Below are 14,973 nucleotides of genomic sequence, written 5' to 3' on the forward strand. Positions count from 1 at the left end.
CTCATCCGACTTCAAGCCTATCAATTTCCCGGAGAGCTCCACGGTTCTTCGCGAGGCGCGCTGCGCGCGCTCATCTCAGTTCGTCGGTTGATACAAATCAATAAACAAAACTTTAAGTTGTTGGAGAGTTCGTTCCAGAACATTCCGGCAAGAAGGCAACCCACCATGACCGAGACCCCCAAACGATCCGCGTCGCCGGTACCTGACCCAGCCGCCCACGAGCGGTACAAATTAGATGAACACGATCAGTTCACGGTCCCGAAGGGTGGGACATACAAGCTCGATCTTGCGAATCGCTGCGTTGTCGCAGCCGCTTCCGGCATCGGTATTGCCCCCTTCGTATTCTCGGGTGCAATGAGCTCCGACGCACTTGCTGCGCCATCCTATATCCCGCGTCGCCTGACCGACGAAATGCTCCAACAGATCCTGTCGCCGGATATTCAGACGAGAGTCTTCAAGAGTTTCGATAACATCGGGACGCTGCACGCCCACGTCCCGAAGATTGCCGAGCTGTCCCGGACTATGAAGAGCTTCGGCGAAGCAGCCCCACACTTCGTGCTTACGGTTGGAGCCAAGGATCACAAGGACGCAGCACTGAAAGCTGATGCCGAGACCGCTCTCCGCGGTCACGGTGTCGACGCCCATATCCACATCGTCTGAACCTGAGGGCTGCACATGACGAGTCGGCCGCCAGCGCAGGAGGATCCGATCGGTTTCGAGGCCATCGCCGAACTCGCGGACGCCCAGGAAAAGCAGGTCGATGCAGCGGGCGTCTCATTGCGGGAAACAGCGAAGTGGATCGTGAGCGGGATCGCCGTCGCGGCAGCTGGTGTCGTGGTCGGAACGTCGCTCTCTTCCTTGGGGGCTTTCGGTTTCGGGGTACGGCTGGTGATTGCCGTTTCCGCCATCGCGGTCGGCTTCATCGGGCTTGGGGTCCTGTTCGGTTTTGCCATCAAGGTCATCGCGCCGCCGAGTCTCACGCTGCAGGACTTCGCCGACAGCAGGGGCATACCGAGCAGCTGGAAGGAGAGGATCGAACTCAGGGCCAGACCTTTTCTGAAAGGTTTGTCGGTAAACAGCCTGGAGGAATTGTGCGAATATTTGCGCGCGCCCCGCAACCGCGACGGTTCCGCACTCTCTCCAAACGATTGGCGTGCGCTGAAAGAATCCCGACGCTTGATCAGCCTGACCGCCAACTCCGAGCTCAGGCGGCTCCTGTTCGACAGACTGGTGCGGATGACCTACGTGATGACGCCACTGATTGCGGTCGCTGTCGTCGTGTTTGCTTGGGCTGCTAATCCGCCCAAGGATGTATTGCGTGCAATGCCGGTACCGGTCGAGCTGGACGCGAACGTCCACCCGGAAGACCTCCCGCAGCTGATCAAGGCCCTGGGAGCTTCGGCATGTGTGGAGGGCAAATTGCACGTGATCGTTCTTGATGAGTGGCGGTCAGGCATCCAAGAGGTCGTGACGGTGCCAAAGCCATCCTGCCCGCCAGTTCGTCTTCTGCTCAACCAGGGACGAATCTCACCTTTGAGCACGCGGCCTTGAGGCCAGCCGCATGAGCTGCACCTGTCGAACATGTTGGGGTCCATGTTCGAGATGGTGGTGGCCTCGTTGCGCGACCATCAAAGATTTTTCTTTCTTTTTTTCAGAAAATGTGTTTCATTGCGGCCATCCCGCTCCATCGAAGAAGGGGAGTTGCGCGCGATCGTCACGACACGCGGGGCGGGGAGCGATGGCTGTGTTTGTGCCGCAGCGTGCGTTGTGCACGCGGACGAACGGCAGGCTTGCGGACGTGAAGGCGTATGGTCCTGGCGCCCCGATGCTGGCGCCAAGTCCGCGGGTGATGATCCCGCCGGCGACGGTGGCTAAAAGCCGGACACCGGGGAGAGTACGCAGTAAACGTGAAAACCATCGCGCAGGGAAGGCCGGGCGTTCTCGGCTGCACCTGTGGTACCTGCCGCCTGCATTTTTTCTCGCAGGCGGGCCGCAGGCGTCAGCCGGCGCCTGGCCTTCCCTGCGCCCTCTTCACGAGAGGGTGAAACGATCGGCAAGACTCGGGCGCATTCGCGCCGCGAGACGACGTATTCATGTGCGTGTCACAGTCAACGGATCGAAGCTGCAACGGATGATCGCACGATGGACCGTCACCCATCGCAGGGCCTTGAAAACCATGACTCGATTTTTGCGGACACGCGCGACGTTGCGAGCCCGTCCGAGCTGGAACGCAAATCCGGAGCATGGGCGTCAGGCTGGAGTAGGTGCGTACCCGCGGAGGTTGGCCTACAGACTAGCAACACCGTCACGGCGATCCGCCGCGCGCTCGATGCGTCCATGGTGCGTCGCGGTGAAACCGCGATTGCCCGGAACCAGCTGAATGCAGGCTGAACGGCTGTCGTTCAACTTTCAAATTTTTAAAGCAAAACAGAGGCGGGTTGGGCGATTTTTAGGTTGTTTAAAGCTCCAGTTCCGCACTATTAGCGCAACGATGAGACCGCCAGAGCCGGAATCGTCGACCGATAAAGCGAGCCGATCTGACCAGCCATGGCGTCTGACATGAACCCATCTCCGCAGATGCTCAGCACCAAGCGGCTGCTGATCGGCCTTGCTGCCCTGGCGATGGCCGGCGCGGGCGGCTATGGCTACATGCAGTTCCGGTCGGGAACGGCTGCGAAGGACAATATCGAGCTCTCCAGCCAGTCCAAACGCAACGGCACCAGCTTCACGCCATCGGCGGCGGAATGGTCGACGCTGACGATCGAGCCGGTGTGCGAGAAGATATTTCGTGCCGAGCATATTACCGAGGGCAAGGTTGCCGTCGACGAGGATCGTTCGACACCGGTTTTCTCGCCCTATGCCGGCCGTGTCACCAAGCTGCTCGCCCGTCCCGGCGAAACCGTGCGCCAGGGCCAGCCGCTGTTCGTGATCGAGGCCGCCGACACCGTGCAGGCGCAGAACGATTTCATCGCCGCCATCACCGCGATGAACAAGGCGAAGTCTGCCCTCGACCTCGCCGACATCCAGTACAAGCGCGCCAAGGACCTGTTCGAAGGCCGGGCGATCCCGCTGAAGGATTTCCAGCAGGCGGAGGCGACCTCCGTTCAGGCTCAGAATGACATGCGGTCGTCACAAACGGCGCTGGAGGCCGCGCGCAACAAGCTGCGCATCCTCGGCTTCACCGAGGCCGCGATCACCGATTTCCAGAGCAAGGGCGTGATCGATCGCGAGATCACCATCTACTCGCCGATCGCCGGCACGGTCGTGCAGCGCAAGGTCGGCCCTGGACAATATGTCAATTCCGGTGCGAGCGACCCGGTATTCGTGATCGGTGATCTCTCCACCGTCTGGCTGACGGCCTTCGTCCGCGAGAGCGATGCGGCGCTGGTGAACGTCGGCGAGGAGATTCTCGTCAACGTGCTGGCGCTGCCCGGCCGGCCGCTCAAGGCCAGCATCAACTACGTCGCCGCATCGATCGACCCGGCGACACGGCGGCTCCTGGTCCGCGCCACCATCGACAACAAGGATGGCCTGCTGAAGCCGGAGATGTTCGCCAACGTGACGATCTATTCGCCAGGCGAACAGCCCGCGGTCGCGGTGCCGCGGCAGGCGCTGATCTACGAAGGCAACCAAGTCCGCGTCTGGGTCGCCCGCCCCGACAAGTCGATCGAGCTGCGCAAGATCAAGACCGGTTTGATCAATGGCGATCAGGTCGCGGTCGAAAGCAATCTGAGCGCCGGCGAGCAGATCGTCACCAAGGGCAGCCTGTTCATCGATCGCGCAGCCTCGGGCAGCTGACATGCGCTTCTCCTGCCTGTCTTCCTGAAAGTGCCGATCTGAATGGACCGTCTCGTCGCCATCGCCGTTCAGCGGCGCTTCCTGATGGTCGGAATGTTCGTCGCCGTCCTGATCGGAGGTCTGATCGCATTCCGCCAGCTCAACATCGAGGCCTATCCAGATCCGACCCCGCCGATGGTCGACATCGTGACGCAGAGCCCAGGCCTCTCGGCCGAGGAGATCGAGCGCTACATCACGATCCCGATCGAGACCCAGGTCGCGGGCATCAAGAACCTGCGCAACATCCGCACGATCTCGCTGTATGGCCTGTCCGACGTCAAGCTGCAGTTCTCGTTCGACTACACCTACGATGAAGCCTTGCAGCAGGTGCTGAATCGCCTGTCGCAACTGTCGCCGCTGCCGGGCAACGTCACGCCGCAGATCTCACCGCTCAGCGCGGTCGGCGAAATCTATCGCTATCGCTTGCGCGGTCCGCCGGGCTACAGCGTGCTCGACCTCAAGACCTTGCAGGACTGGGTGCTACAGCGCCGCTTCCGCGCGGTGCCTGGCGTCATCGACGTCACCGGCTGGGGCGGCAAGACCAAGACCTATGAGATCCAGGTCGACTTCAACAAGCTCGTCGCGAACGGCCTGACCCTGCCGCAGCTCTTGCAGGCGGTCGGCAACTCCAACATCAACGTCGGCGGCAACACGGTCGAGATCGGCACGCAGTCGGCGGTCGTGCGCGGTGTCGGCCTGATCCGCTCGATGGACGACCTCGCCAACACCATGGTGTCGCAGAGCGGCGGCAACCCGGTGCTGGTGAAGGACGTCGCCAACGTCACGGTGGCGGAGAAGCCGCGGCTCGGCATCGCCGGCCTGAACAACAATGACGACATCGTCCAGGGCATCGTGCTGATGCGGCGCGGCGAGCAGAGCTCGCCGACGATCGCCCGCGTCGAGCAACTGGTCGATCAGATCAACAATTCGACGATCCTGCCGCCGGGCGTGCGTATCGAGCGCATCTACGACCGCAAGGACCTGATCGACACCACGACCCACACCGTGCTGCACAACATGGTGGTCGGCATCGGCCTGATCGTGCTGCTGCAGTGGATTTTCCTGGGCAATCTGCGCAGCGCGCTGATCGTCGGCGCCACCATTCCGTTCGCGCTGTTCTTTGCCGTCATCATCCTGGTGCTGCGCGGCGAGTCCGCCAACCTGCTGTCGGTCGGTGCAATCGATTTCGGCCTGATCGTCGATGCCACCGTGATCATGGTCGAGGCGATCTTCCGCCGGCTGACGCAGACCACGCCGCTATCGGCAGCCGAGGAGAGCCACATCTCACCGGAAACGATGATGGGCATGAAGAGCCACGCGATCCTGTCAGCCGCGGCGGACGTGTCGCGCTCGATCTTCTTTGCCGCAGCCATCATCATCGCCGCGTTTCTGCCGCTGTTCACGCTCAGCGGCGTCGAGGGCAACATCTTCGGGCCGATGGCGCGCACCTACGCCTATGCGCTCGCCGGCGGTCTGCTCGCGACCTTCACGGTCACGCCCGCGCTCAGTGCGATCATCCTTCCGGCGCATGTCGAGGAGACCGAGACGCGCCTGATGCGACTGCTGCACGCGATCTATTCGCCGGTGCTGCGCTGGGCTGTCGGCAATCGCAACCTGGTGATGACCGGCGCGATCGGCCTCGTATTGCTGACGGTGGTGGTTGGCCGACTGCTGGGCTTGGAATTCCTGCCCAAGCTGGAGGAGGGCAATCTCTGGATCCGTGCGACCCTGCCGCCGACGATCTCGCTGCAGGAAGGCAACGCCTACGTCAACGAGATGCGCAAGATCATCCGCGCGCGGCCCGAGGTCGATGCGGTGGTCTCGCAGCACGGCCGTCCCGACGACGGCACCGATGCCGCGGGCTTCTTCAATGCCGAGTTCTTCGCGCCGCTGAAGCCGGTCAAGGACTGGCCCGGCACCAAGGACAAGGACCAGCTCACTGCGGAGCTGCTGAAGCAGCTCGACGACCGCTTTCCCGGTGTCGAGTTCAACTTTTCGCAATATCTGCAGGACAACGTTTCGGAAGCCGTGTCCGGCGTGAAGGGCGAGAACTCGATCAAGCTCTACGGCAATGATCTGCAGGCGCTGACGGACACCGCCAACAAGATCAAGCAGGTCCTGTCCACCGTGCAGGGCGTCACCGACCTTGCGGTGTTCACCTCGCTCGGACAGCCGACGGTCCAGATCGACATCGACCGCGCCAAGGCTGCACGCTATGGGCTGGCGCCCGGCGACATCAACGCCACCATCAAGGTCGCGATCGGCGGTGACACTGCGGGAGATCTCTACGAGCCGGGCAGCGACCGGCATTTCCCGATCATCGTCCGTCTGGCGCCGGAATATCGCAAGAGTGCGGAGGCGATCGAGAATTTGCGCATCGGCGCGCAGGGGCCGAACGGCATCACCCAGATTCCGCTGAGCGAGGTCGCGACCATCAAGCTGGTCTCGGGCGCGGCCTATATCTATCGCGAGCAGCAGGAGCGCTATCTGCCGATCAAGTTCTCGGTCCGCGAGCGCGATCTCGGCAGTGCGATCCAGGAGGCGCAGCAGAAGGTCGCCGAGCAGGTGCAGTTGCCGCCGGGCTCACGCGTCGAGTGGGTCGGCGAGTTCGGCAATCTGCAGGATGCGATCAAACGGTTGTCGATCGTGGTGCCGATCAGCCTCGCTCTGATCGGCGTGCTCTTGTGGTTCAATTTCGGCTCGATGGTCGACACGCTGCTGGCGATGAGCGTGATCCCGATGGCGATCTTCGGCGGCGTCGTCGGCCTCGTATTGTCGGGCATTCCGTTCAGCGTGTCGGCCGCGATCGGCTTCATCGCATTGTTCGGCATCGCCGTGATGGACGGCATCATCATCCTGTCGCAGTTCAACCAGCTGATCGACGAGGGCGTCGACCGCATCGAGGCGGTCATCCGCACCGGCGAATTGCAGCTTCGTCCGGTGCTGATGACCTGCGTTGTCGCCGGCATCGGCCTGATGCCGGCCGCGGTGTCGACCGGCATCGGCTCGCAGGTGCAGAAGCCGCTTGCGATCGTCGTGGTCACCGGCATGATGCTGGCGCCGGTGGTCATCCTCATCACGCTGCCGGTCCTGATCTCGCTGTTCTCGCGGCGACGGGTCCGCTAGATGCGCATGTGCTCGTCGATGCGCGCGGCGGAGTCACGATCGACCGCGGCGGCATCGACGATCTCGCCGCGCTTGAACACGAGGTATCTGTCGCTGATCGAAAGCGCGAACGGCAGATGCTGCTCGACCACGATCATCGAGGTGCCGATCTCGCGCCGGACCCGCACCAGCACCTCGGACAGCCGATCGACGACGGACGGCTGCAGACCTTCCGTGACCTCGTCGAGCAGCAGCACGTCGGGCTTCGCCATCAGCGCGCGCGCCACGATCAGCATCTTCTGCTCGCCGCCGGACAGCGTGCCGGCCCGCTGGCTCAGCCGCTTGGTCAGCACCGGAAACCAGCCGCCGACCTGCTCGAAACGCGCGGTCATGTCATCGTCCGTGAGCACCCCAAGTCTGAGATTGTCGCGCACCGACAGGTCCTGGAACAGCGCATGTTCCTGGGGAACATAGACCAGCCCCATCTTCCGCTTCAGATGCGGCGCCACCCGCGTCACGTCCTTGCCTGCAAGTTTCACTCGGCCGCGCCAGGCCGGCAGGAAGCCGACGATGGCCTTGAGCAGCGAGGTCTTGCCCATGCCGTTCTTGCCGACGATGGCAAGCGTCTCGGCCTTTGCCAGCGCAAAGCCGACATTGCTGATGACCTCCGACGAGCCATAGCCGCTCGCCAGCTCGGTGACTTCCAGCGTCGCGCTCATGCCGTGGCCTCCGCATGCGGCGCGTGCTGGCCGGTATATATCTCGCGTACCAGCTCGCTGTTCACGACCTCGTCGACCGAGCCGTCGAGCGCGAGCCGGCCCTGGTGCAGTACGATGATGCGCGAGGAGATCTCGCGGACGAAATCGAGATCGTGCTCGACCAGGAGGATGCAGAGGCGGTCGCGACGGGCGAGGGCGGTGAGGATATCGGCGAAGCTCTGGCGCTCTGCGCGCGTCAGTCCGGCGGTTGGCTCATCCAGCAGCAGCACGTCGGGCTCGAGCGACAGCACCATCGCGAGCTCGAGCGCCTGCTTCAGGCCATGGCTGAGATTGCGGGCCTCCTCGTCGAGGCGCTCGCTGAGCCCGGAGCGTTCGACGACCGACATGGCGGCAGGCGGCAGCACCAGCGTCACCGCGCGCGACGTCAGCGCAGGAGGATCAGCATGTGTCCGCGCGACGCGCAGGCACTCGGCGACGGTCAGCGTCTCGAACACCGAAGCCGTCTGGAACTTGCGCCCGAGACCAAAACGGACGACGCGATCCGGCGGCAGCCGTACGATGTCATGGCCGGCGATCGCGACGTCGCCGGTCGAGCGCTCGCGGCCGTCGGAGAGGCAACGGATCAAGGTGGTCTTGCCGGCCCCGTTAGGACCGACGAGGCTCAGCAATTCGCCGCGATATGCCGTGAACTGCACGCCGTCCAGCACCGCGAGACTGCCATAATGCTTGCCGAGCGCGCGAACTTCGATTGCAACGGCGTCCGGATTGCTGACCGCCGTGGCGGCGGCGGCCGGGCGCAGCGTCGTCGCAGTGCTCCGTCCCGAACCACCGCGCTTGACCAGGCGCATCACAGCGCCGAGCAGGCCGTCGGGGAAGACAAGGATCACGATGATCAGCGCAAGCCCGACGATCAGCTCCCACACATAGGGGAGGCTATTGGCAAGGTAGGCGCTCGCCACCTCGATGCAAAGCGCGCCGATCACCGGACCGATCACGGTGCCGCGGCCGCCGAGCGCGACCATGATCACGAGGTTGGTTCCGAAAGCGAAGCTCGCGTTCTCGGGCGCGGCGACGCCGCCGAATCCGGCATAGAAGAAGCCGGCCAGCGCGGAGACGATCGCGGACAATACCAGCACGATGATACGCAGCCGCGAGGTGTCGATGCCGAGATAGGTGCAGCGTGCGTCGTTGTCGCGCAGCGCCGCAAGCAGGCGTCCGGTGTCACTGCGCATCACGACGAGCGCGAGCACCGCGGTCGCCAGCAATCCGAAGCCAGCGAGGCGCAGCCAGGTCTCGATCTCCAGATCGAAGCTCTCGAAGCCGACGAGGCCGCTGGACGAGCCGGTGAAGGTGCCGCCGGAATAGAGGATCTGCACCAGCACGATCGGCACCACCAGAGAGATCACCGAGGCGTAGAGCGGCGTGGAGCCGGGATAGAACGACAGCCAGCCGGTGAAGGCTGCGACCGCAGCAGCGACGGCAACCGCGGCGGCGATCGCCGCGAGCACCTGCCAGGTGCTGAAGCCGTACTCGGTGAACATGATGGCGAGCGCGTAGGCGCCGATGCCGAAGAATGCGGATTGCCCGAAGGTGAGCGTGCCGCAATAGCCCCACATGATGTCGACCGTGATGGCGGCGATCGCGACAAAGCAGGCACGCACCAGGATGTTCACGAGGTAGGTATCGAGCAGCAGCGGCGCGACGACGATCACGCTGGCCGCGATGGCCACGAGCACCACCGGGACGATCATGCGCGGCATCGCACGGGTCATTGCGGGCGTCTCGGGCGAGGCGAGGGGACGCGCATCAGGCACGGGCAAAACCCTCCGGCCGGATCCGCAGCACGATGGCGGCGCAGATCGCAATGGTGAGGCCGCCGAGGATCGGATTGACGAAGGTGGAGACCAAGACTTGCAACGTCCCGAGCACGGCGCAGGAGCCGGCCAGTGCCAGCAGCGAGCCGCCGGACACCATGACCAGCATGAACGCGCCGATCAGCCAGGGCACGCCCATGTTCGGATCGACGCTCGACAGCGGCGTGATCAGCGCGCCGGAGAGCGCAGCGAGCCCGCTGCCGAGCGCGAAGGTGATGAGCCTGACGCGCGAGGAATCGACGCCGAGGCCCTGCGCCAGCATTTCGTTCATGATCACGGCCTTGGTCGACAGGCCGAGCCGCGTCCCGTTGAGCAGGGCGGTGAACAGCAGGCCGACAATGATGGCCGCGACGATCATCACCAGCCGGTAGGCCGAATAGTCCGCCCCGAACAGACGGATCGTGCCTGAGATTGGCGCCTGCACGAACTGGACCTCGCGGCCGAACATCAACGTAATGAGCTGTCCGAGAACGATTCCGAGTCCCCAGGTGGCGAGGATCGCATCGAGCGGGCGCTTGTAGAGACGCCGCACGATCACGACCTCGGTGACCCCGCCGCAGACGGCGCCGGCAGCAAAGGCAAGCGGCAGGATCAGGAACCAGCGCAGGTTCAACTGCGTGCCGACCAGCGCGGCATAGGCGCCGACGGTCAGAAAGGCGGCATGGGCGAAATTGATGATCTTCATGACGCCGAACACGATCAGGAGACCGGCGGCGATGATGAAGAGCATGGCGGCCGTCGTGACGGCATCAAGGGCGACGGTCAGCATGGTCATTTCCAGTCGAGAGGTGCGAGGCGGACTACGGTCCGCCTCACCGTCATCATACGCGATCAGGACTTGCCCGGGCACTGCGCGCCGGGATCGACGTTCTGGAAGCTCTGGATCACCTTCACGCTGCCGTCGGCCTGGACCTGGCCGAGATACATCGTCAGCGGCGCATGGCGCTGCTTGTCCATCTTGATCGTGCCGCGCGGGCCGTCGACCGAGACCTCGGCCAACGCCTTCAGGACCTTGTCGTGGTCGGTGCTGCCGGCCTTCTCGACCGCCGCCTTGTAGGCGTAGACCGCCTCATATTCCGGGACCGAGAGATCGTTCGGCGTCTTGAGCTCGGCGCCGAACTTCTTGGCCATCGCCGCCAGGAACGTCTTGTTGGCGGGCGTGTCGATGCCGGTCACGTAGGAGGCGGAGAGGAAGATGCCGGCGGCATCAGCGCCCATGCCCTTGGCGGTGCCCTCGTCGACGGCGAGGTTGCCGTAAGGCAGATTCACGCCGGCGGCGCGCAGCTGCTTGGTCAGTGTCACGTTTGGCGCGCCGCCCGCGGTCGAGGTGATCAGCGCGTCCGCACCCGATGCCTTGAGCTTGGAGATGATCGACGTCCAGTCGGAGCCATCCATCGGCAGATATTCCTCGCCGACCACCTTGCCGCCGGTCTTCTCGATGTAGCTCTTGGTGAAGCCGAGCATGCCGCGGCCGAAGGCGTAGTCGGAGCCGATCAGGAAATAGTTCTTCGCCTTCTTCTCCTTGTTGAAGTAGTCGACGATCGGCGGCACCTGCTGGTCCGGCACCCAGGCGTTGACATACAGATAGGGGCTGCAGGACTTGCCCTCGTAGAACGAGGTGTAGATGTAGGGCGTCTTGCCGCGGGCGACGATCGGCAGGCCGGCATTGCGGGCCGCGCTGGTCTCCATCGAGATCAGCACGTTGACCTTCTTCTGGAAGATCAGGGCGTCGAATGCCTTCTGCGCGCCGGCGGCGCCCGAGGCGTCATCGGCGACCTCGAGCGCGAGCTTGCGGCCGAGCACGCCGCCCTTGGCGTTGATCTCCTCAACTGCGAGCTCGGCCGACTGCACCACCGAGGGAGCGACGACGGAGTTGGCGCCGGACAGGCCGACGGGGACGCCGATCTTGATCGGATCGGCAGCCAGAGCAGGCGAGAGGGCTGTTGCCGCAAGGGCGAGCGCCAGCGAGGTGGTGATCAAACGCGACGTCATCGATTGTCCTCCGTGAATGGTCGAATTGAAAATGGTCGTGGAGCAGTCAGTACCAACCCCGTTTGACCTCGCTGCCGAGCATCTCGTCATAGACGTCGGAGCGGCGGTCGCGCAGGACCTGGTTGAAGGCGTTCCAGTTGCGGGCGCGGCGGGCCTCGCCGAGCGCGACGTCGGCAATCACGATCTCCTCCTTATCGCGGCTCGCGGGGCCGGCGACGGGCCAGCCGGTGTAGCTGACGATCAGGCTCTGGCCCTCGAACGGCTGGCCGCGCTCGACACCGACGCGGTCAGCGCAGGCGATGAAGATCGAGTTGGAATGCGCCGCCGCCATCGCCAGAATGTTGGCCATGGCCTCGCGGCCCGGCACCTGGCCGGGGATCGGAACCCAGTTGGTCGGCACGCAGACGATATCGGCGCCCTGCAGCGCGTTGAGGCGATAGCTCTCCGGGAACCAGCCATCGTAGCAGATCGCCATGCCGATGCGGCCGATCTCGGTGTGGTAGACGGGGAAGCCGAGATTGCCGGGCTCGAAATACAGGTTCTCCTCGTTCCACAGATGCACCTTGCGGAACGTGCCGATATAGCCCTTCGGCCCGATCAGCACCGCGCTGTTGTAGAGCTTTGCGCCGTCGCGCTCGCAGATCCCGGCCACGAGATGCAGGCCGTGCTCGGCCGCGATCTCGCTCCAGGCCGTCACGGCGGGACCGCCAGGGATAGTCTCGGAGGCGGCGAAGGCCTCTTCGCGCGAATTGAACACGTAGCCTGAGGAGGCAAGCTCGGGGAGCACCACGAGCTTGGCGCCTTGCGCCACCGCCTGTTGGATCAGATCGAGGCTGTGGGCGAGGTTGGCTGCCAACTCGCCGACCATCGGCTGCATCTGGATGCAGGCGATCCGCACTTTGCTGTCGTCATCCGTCGTCAAGGCACGAGTCTCCGTTGCGTTAGCGAGGTCCGCGCGCGCCAAACAAAAAGCCCCCGACTGCGCCTTGCGGCGCAATGCGAGGGCTGCATAGCCTGATGTGAAATGGCCGACCGGCCATTGGCGGACATCCGATGTCCGCGATGGCCTCAAGTAATTCCCATGCTTGATACGAAGTCAACGCCATCGGCTGCAAAAATTTCGGGCCGCGGCTGCCCAACGCATGAGCGCGGAAACACCCGCTCAGCGCGAGGCCGGCGCATCCAGCACCCCCAGTCCTCCGAGCGTCTCCTGTGCATTGATGATGGAGATTGCGATGTCGGCCATGGCGACGCGCTTCTGCGTCGCCTGCGCGCGGATCAGCTCGTAAGCCTCGACCTCGCCGACCTGCTTCAGCCCCATCAGGATCTTGACCGCCTTGTCGACGTCGCGCCGCGCCTTCAAGGTCTCCTCGAGCTTCTGTACCTTGCCTTCGAGGCGGCGCGTGTAGCCGCGCAGCGAGCGCGCCAGCACCAGCGACGACAAAATGCCGAACGAGCGGATCGGCTTGTTGACGACGCCATGTGCATTGCTGTCGAGCAGTCGCTTCAGGATGGTCGGGTTCTCGTAGTCGACGATGGCGATGAAGGTGAGGGGATGATCGCTGGTGCCTTCCGGAAAGATCATCTCCTCCGAGGTCTCGATCAGCTGGAACACCGTGTCGATGTCGTGCGGGATCGCGGCCGGCGGCGGCCATACGCCGCGCACGTTGCAGCCGATGCGCTTGAGCTGGTCGATCAGCGCGTCCCCCTCGGCGTCGCGTGGATGGATCACCAGCACGCGCGCGCCGCGCAGCTCCTCGATGAGGCGGCGCACGCCGGGCTTCATGCGGTCATCCGGCCTCATGCCGACAGCGCCTCTTCGCTCAGCCAGCGGCCGCCGATCGGCGACACCGAAAGATAGGGATCGGGCTTGATCGGGCTCTTGCTCTCCCAGACGATGTCGAACTGGCCGTCGGCGCGCACGCGCCCGATCCGCGGCGTCACCCAGACATGGTTGTTGTCGGGATCGATCCGGATCGGTCCCTCCGGCGCATCGAGGCTGAGGCCGAGCGCAGCTTCCACCAGCTTCTGGGTGTCGAGGCTGCCCGCCTGCGCCAGCGCCAGCGCGAACAGCTTGATCTGCGCATAGGCCGAGGCGCTCCACATGCTGACCGGCTTGTCGGGGCCGAAGGCGGCGGCGAACGCCGCCTTGAAGCGGTCGTTGCTGTCGCGCGCGAGCGTACCGAAATAGCTCGCCGCGGTGAGGTGACCCGCGCAGTATTCGGCGCCGATGGCGCGGACCTCGCCTTCAGCCATTGTGAGACTGGCGATGGGCAGCCGCTTCGGATCGAAGCCCGCCTGTGCATACATCCGGTAGAAGCGCTGCGCGGTACGGCCGACGATGGTCGAGAACACCACGTCGGGCGCGGCGTTCCTGATGGAGTCGAGCCCGCGTGCGAGTTCGGTGTCTCCAGCCTCCATCGTCACATATTGCTCGCCGACGACGCGGCCGGCATAGGACTCGACGAGGTCGCGCATGATGCGGTTGGATTCGCGCGGGTAGATGTAGTCCGATCCGATCATATAGACGCGCGGGCCGTGCTTGCGCACGATGTATTCGGCGAGCTGGAACGCGTTCTGGTTCGGCGCCGGTCCCGTGTAGATCACGTTCGGCGAATATTCAAAACCCTCGTAGAGCGAGGGGTACCAGAGCAGGCCGTTGCGACGCTCGATCGCCGGCAGCACCGCCTTGCGCTCGGCCGAGGTCGAGCAGCCGAAGATGACGGAGGCGCCGTCCTCGGTGAGCAGGCGGTCGGCGAGCTTGCGGAACGTTTCCGGCTGCGAGCCCGGATCATAGGCGATGACCTCGATCTCGCGGCCGAGCACGCCGCCGTCCCGGTTGATCTCCTGGATCGCCAGCGCGGTGCCGAAGAAGTGCTCGGACTCCGTGACCTCCATCAGGCCGCTGCGCGAGAACAGCACGCCGACGCGCCAGACATCCTTGTCGGATGATTTTGCGGCCGGTCTCGTCGTCATCATCATGCCTCCAGGTCAACGGGCCGGTCGGGCCGGCTCGGAAGCGCGGACTATTGCGGCTCGCCGTGCGGTTGGCAACCGGGGGCGGGGCCGCAGGCGGGGATCCCGATCAGGCAAGCCGCAGCATCGCCGCGACGCCAGGGCGTCCGGATCATGCATCAGGCGGGCCCTCGACAATGATGAGGGCGCAGGGAATGCCGGGCGCTGGCCGCACCCATGGCCCGCCTGCAGAAAAAAAGCAGGCGGCAGTCACCACAGGTCAGCCGAGACATCCCGGCATTCCCTGCGCGGAGGTTTTAACGCTTATACGCGATCTCCCCGGGGACCGGCTTGATTGACCCCGTCGATCGCAGAGCTCATCGGGACTCCGCAACCTCCAGCCTCAGCACCGGGAGGCCAGGACCACGCGATTTCACGTCCGCAAGGCCATCGTTCGTCCGCACACATGATGCGCGCCGATGCCCTCGCGT

The 14,973-nt window shown here is 64.3% G+C and carries 11 protein-coding genes; 4 read left to right on the forward strand and 7 right to left on the reverse strand.

Annotated elements, in window-relative coordinates; all coding sequences use genetic code 11:
- The first annotated feature begins 165 nt into the window (after positions 1–165).
- From QX070_RS12320 to QX070_RS12335, 4 genes are all read left to right on the forward strand, one after another.
- Positions 166–660 (forward strand): hypothetical protein, encoded by a 495-nt coding sequence (locus QX070_RS12320; protein WP_315737318.1) that lies wholly within the window; start codon positions 166–168, stop codon positions 658–660.
- Between the two features lie 15 nt (positions 661–675).
- Entirely contained in the window at positions 676–1,551 is an 876-nt protein-coding gene (locus QX070_RS12325; protein WP_315737319.1) for a hypothetical protein, read from the forward strand.
- Between the two features lie 1,008 nt (positions 1,552–2,559).
- Positions 2,560–3,798: an efflux RND transporter periplasmic adaptor subunit gene (locus QX070_RS12330; RefSeq protein WP_409998885.1), complete on the forward strand. Its 1,239-nt coding sequence runs from the start codon at positions 2,560–2,562 to the stop codon at positions 3,796–3,798.
- A gap of 42 nt (positions 3,799–3,840) precedes the next feature.
- Entirely contained in the window at positions 3,841–6,963 is a 3,123-nt protein-coding gene (locus QX070_RS12335) for a CusA/CzcA family heavy metal efflux RND transporter (protein WP_315737321.1), read from the forward strand.
- On the opposite strand, the gene QX070_RS12340 is transcribed toward QX070_RS12335, so the two are convergent.
- From QX070_RS12340 to QX070_RS12370, 7 genes are all read right to left on the reverse strand, one after another.
- Entirely contained in the window at positions 6,960–7,661 is a 702-nt protein-coding gene (locus QX070_RS12340) for an ABC transporter ATP-binding protein (protein WP_315737322.1), read from the reverse strand. The two genes, QX070_RS12335 and QX070_RS12340, sit on opposite strands and share 4 nt — an antisense overlap.
- Positions 7,658–9,433: an ABC transporter permease subunit gene (locus tag QX070_RS12345; protein ID WP_315737323.1), complete on the reverse strand. Its 1,776-nt coding sequence runs from the start codon at positions 9,431–9,433 to the stop codon at positions 7,658–7,660. Before QX070_RS12345 ends, QX070_RS12340 begins: the two co-directional genes overlap by 4 nt.
- A gap of 34 nt (positions 9,434–9,467) precedes the next feature.
- Positions 9,468–10,304, reverse strand: coding sequence for a branched-chain amino acid ABC transporter permease (locus QX070_RS12350; RefSeq protein WP_315737324.1), 837 nt, complete (start codon positions 10,302–10,304; stop codon positions 9,468–9,470).
- Positions 10,305–10,366: 62 nt separating this feature from the next.
- The gene (locus QX070_RS12355) at positions 10,367–11,527 is read right to left on the reverse strand and encodes a substrate-binding protein (protein ID WP_315737325.1); all 1,161 of its coding nucleotides are present in this window, start codon (positions 11,525–11,527) and stop codon (positions 10,367–10,369) included.
- Positions 11,528–11,573: 46 nt separating this feature from the next.
- Positions 11,574–12,449: a nitrilase family protein gene (locus tag QX070_RS12360; protein WP_315737326.1), complete on the reverse strand. Its 876-nt coding sequence runs from the start codon at positions 12,447–12,449 to the stop codon at positions 11,574–11,576.
- A gap of 240 nt (positions 12,450–12,689) precedes the next feature.
- On the reverse strand, positions 12,690–13,313 hold the full coding sequence (locus tag QX070_RS12365; protein ID WP_315737327.1) for an ANTAR domain-containing response regulator: 624 nt from the start codon (positions 13,311–13,313) through the stop codon (positions 12,690–12,692).
- Positions 13,314–13,327: 14 nt separating this feature from the next.
- Positions 13,328–14,503: a transporter substrate-binding domain-containing protein gene (locus tag QX070_RS12370; RefSeq protein ID WP_315737328.1), complete on the reverse strand. Its 1,176-nt coding sequence runs from the start codon at positions 14,501–14,503 to the stop codon at positions 13,328–13,330.
- Positions 14,504–14,973 lie beyond the last annotated feature (470 nt).

The sequence above is a fragment of the Bradyrhizobium sp. SZCCHNR1093 genome (assembly GCF_032381175.1).
Lineage (GTDB): Bacteria > Pseudomonadota > Alphaproteobacteria > Rhizobiales > Xanthobacteraceae > Bradyrhizobium.

Coding starts and splice junctions, on each gene's coding strand:
- QX070_RS12320 (WP_315737318.1), top strand. CDS start 166: ATGACCGAGACCCCCAAACGATCCGCGTCGCCGGTACCTGACCCAGCC.
- QX070_RS12325 (WP_315737319.1), top strand. CDS start 676: ATGACGAGTCGGCCGCCAGCGCAGGAGGATCCGATCGGTTTCGAGGCC.
- QX070_RS12330 (WP_409998885.1), top strand. CDS start 2,560: ATGAACCCATCTCCGCAGATGCTCAGCACCAAGCGGCTGCTGATCGGC.
- QX070_RS12335 (WP_315737321.1), top strand. CDS start 3,841: ATGGACCGTCTCGTCGCCATCGCCGTTCAGCGGCGCTTCCTGATGGTC.
- QX070_RS12340 (WP_315737322.1), bottom strand. CDS start 7,661: ATGAGCGCGACGCTGGAAGTCACCGAGCTGGCGAGCGGCTATGGCTCG.
- QX070_RS12345 (WP_315737323.1), bottom strand. CDS start 9,433: ATGACCCGTGCGATGCCGCGCATGATCGTCCCGGTGGTGCTCGTGGCC.
- QX070_RS12350 (WP_315737324.1), bottom strand. CDS start 10,304: ATGCTGACCGTCGCCCTTGATGCCGTCACGACGGCCGCCATGCTCTTC.
- QX070_RS12355 (WP_315737325.1), bottom strand. CDS start 11,527: ATGACGTCGCGTTTGATCACCACCTCGCTGGCGCTCGCCCTTGCGGCA.
- QX070_RS12365 (WP_315737327.1), bottom strand. CDS start 13,313: ATGAAGCCCGGCGTGCGCCGCCTCATCGAGGAGCTGCGCGGCGCGCGC.
- QX070_RS12370 (WP_315737328.1), bottom strand. CDS start 14,503: ATGACGACGAGACCGGCCGCAAAATCATCCGACAAGGATGTCTGGCGC.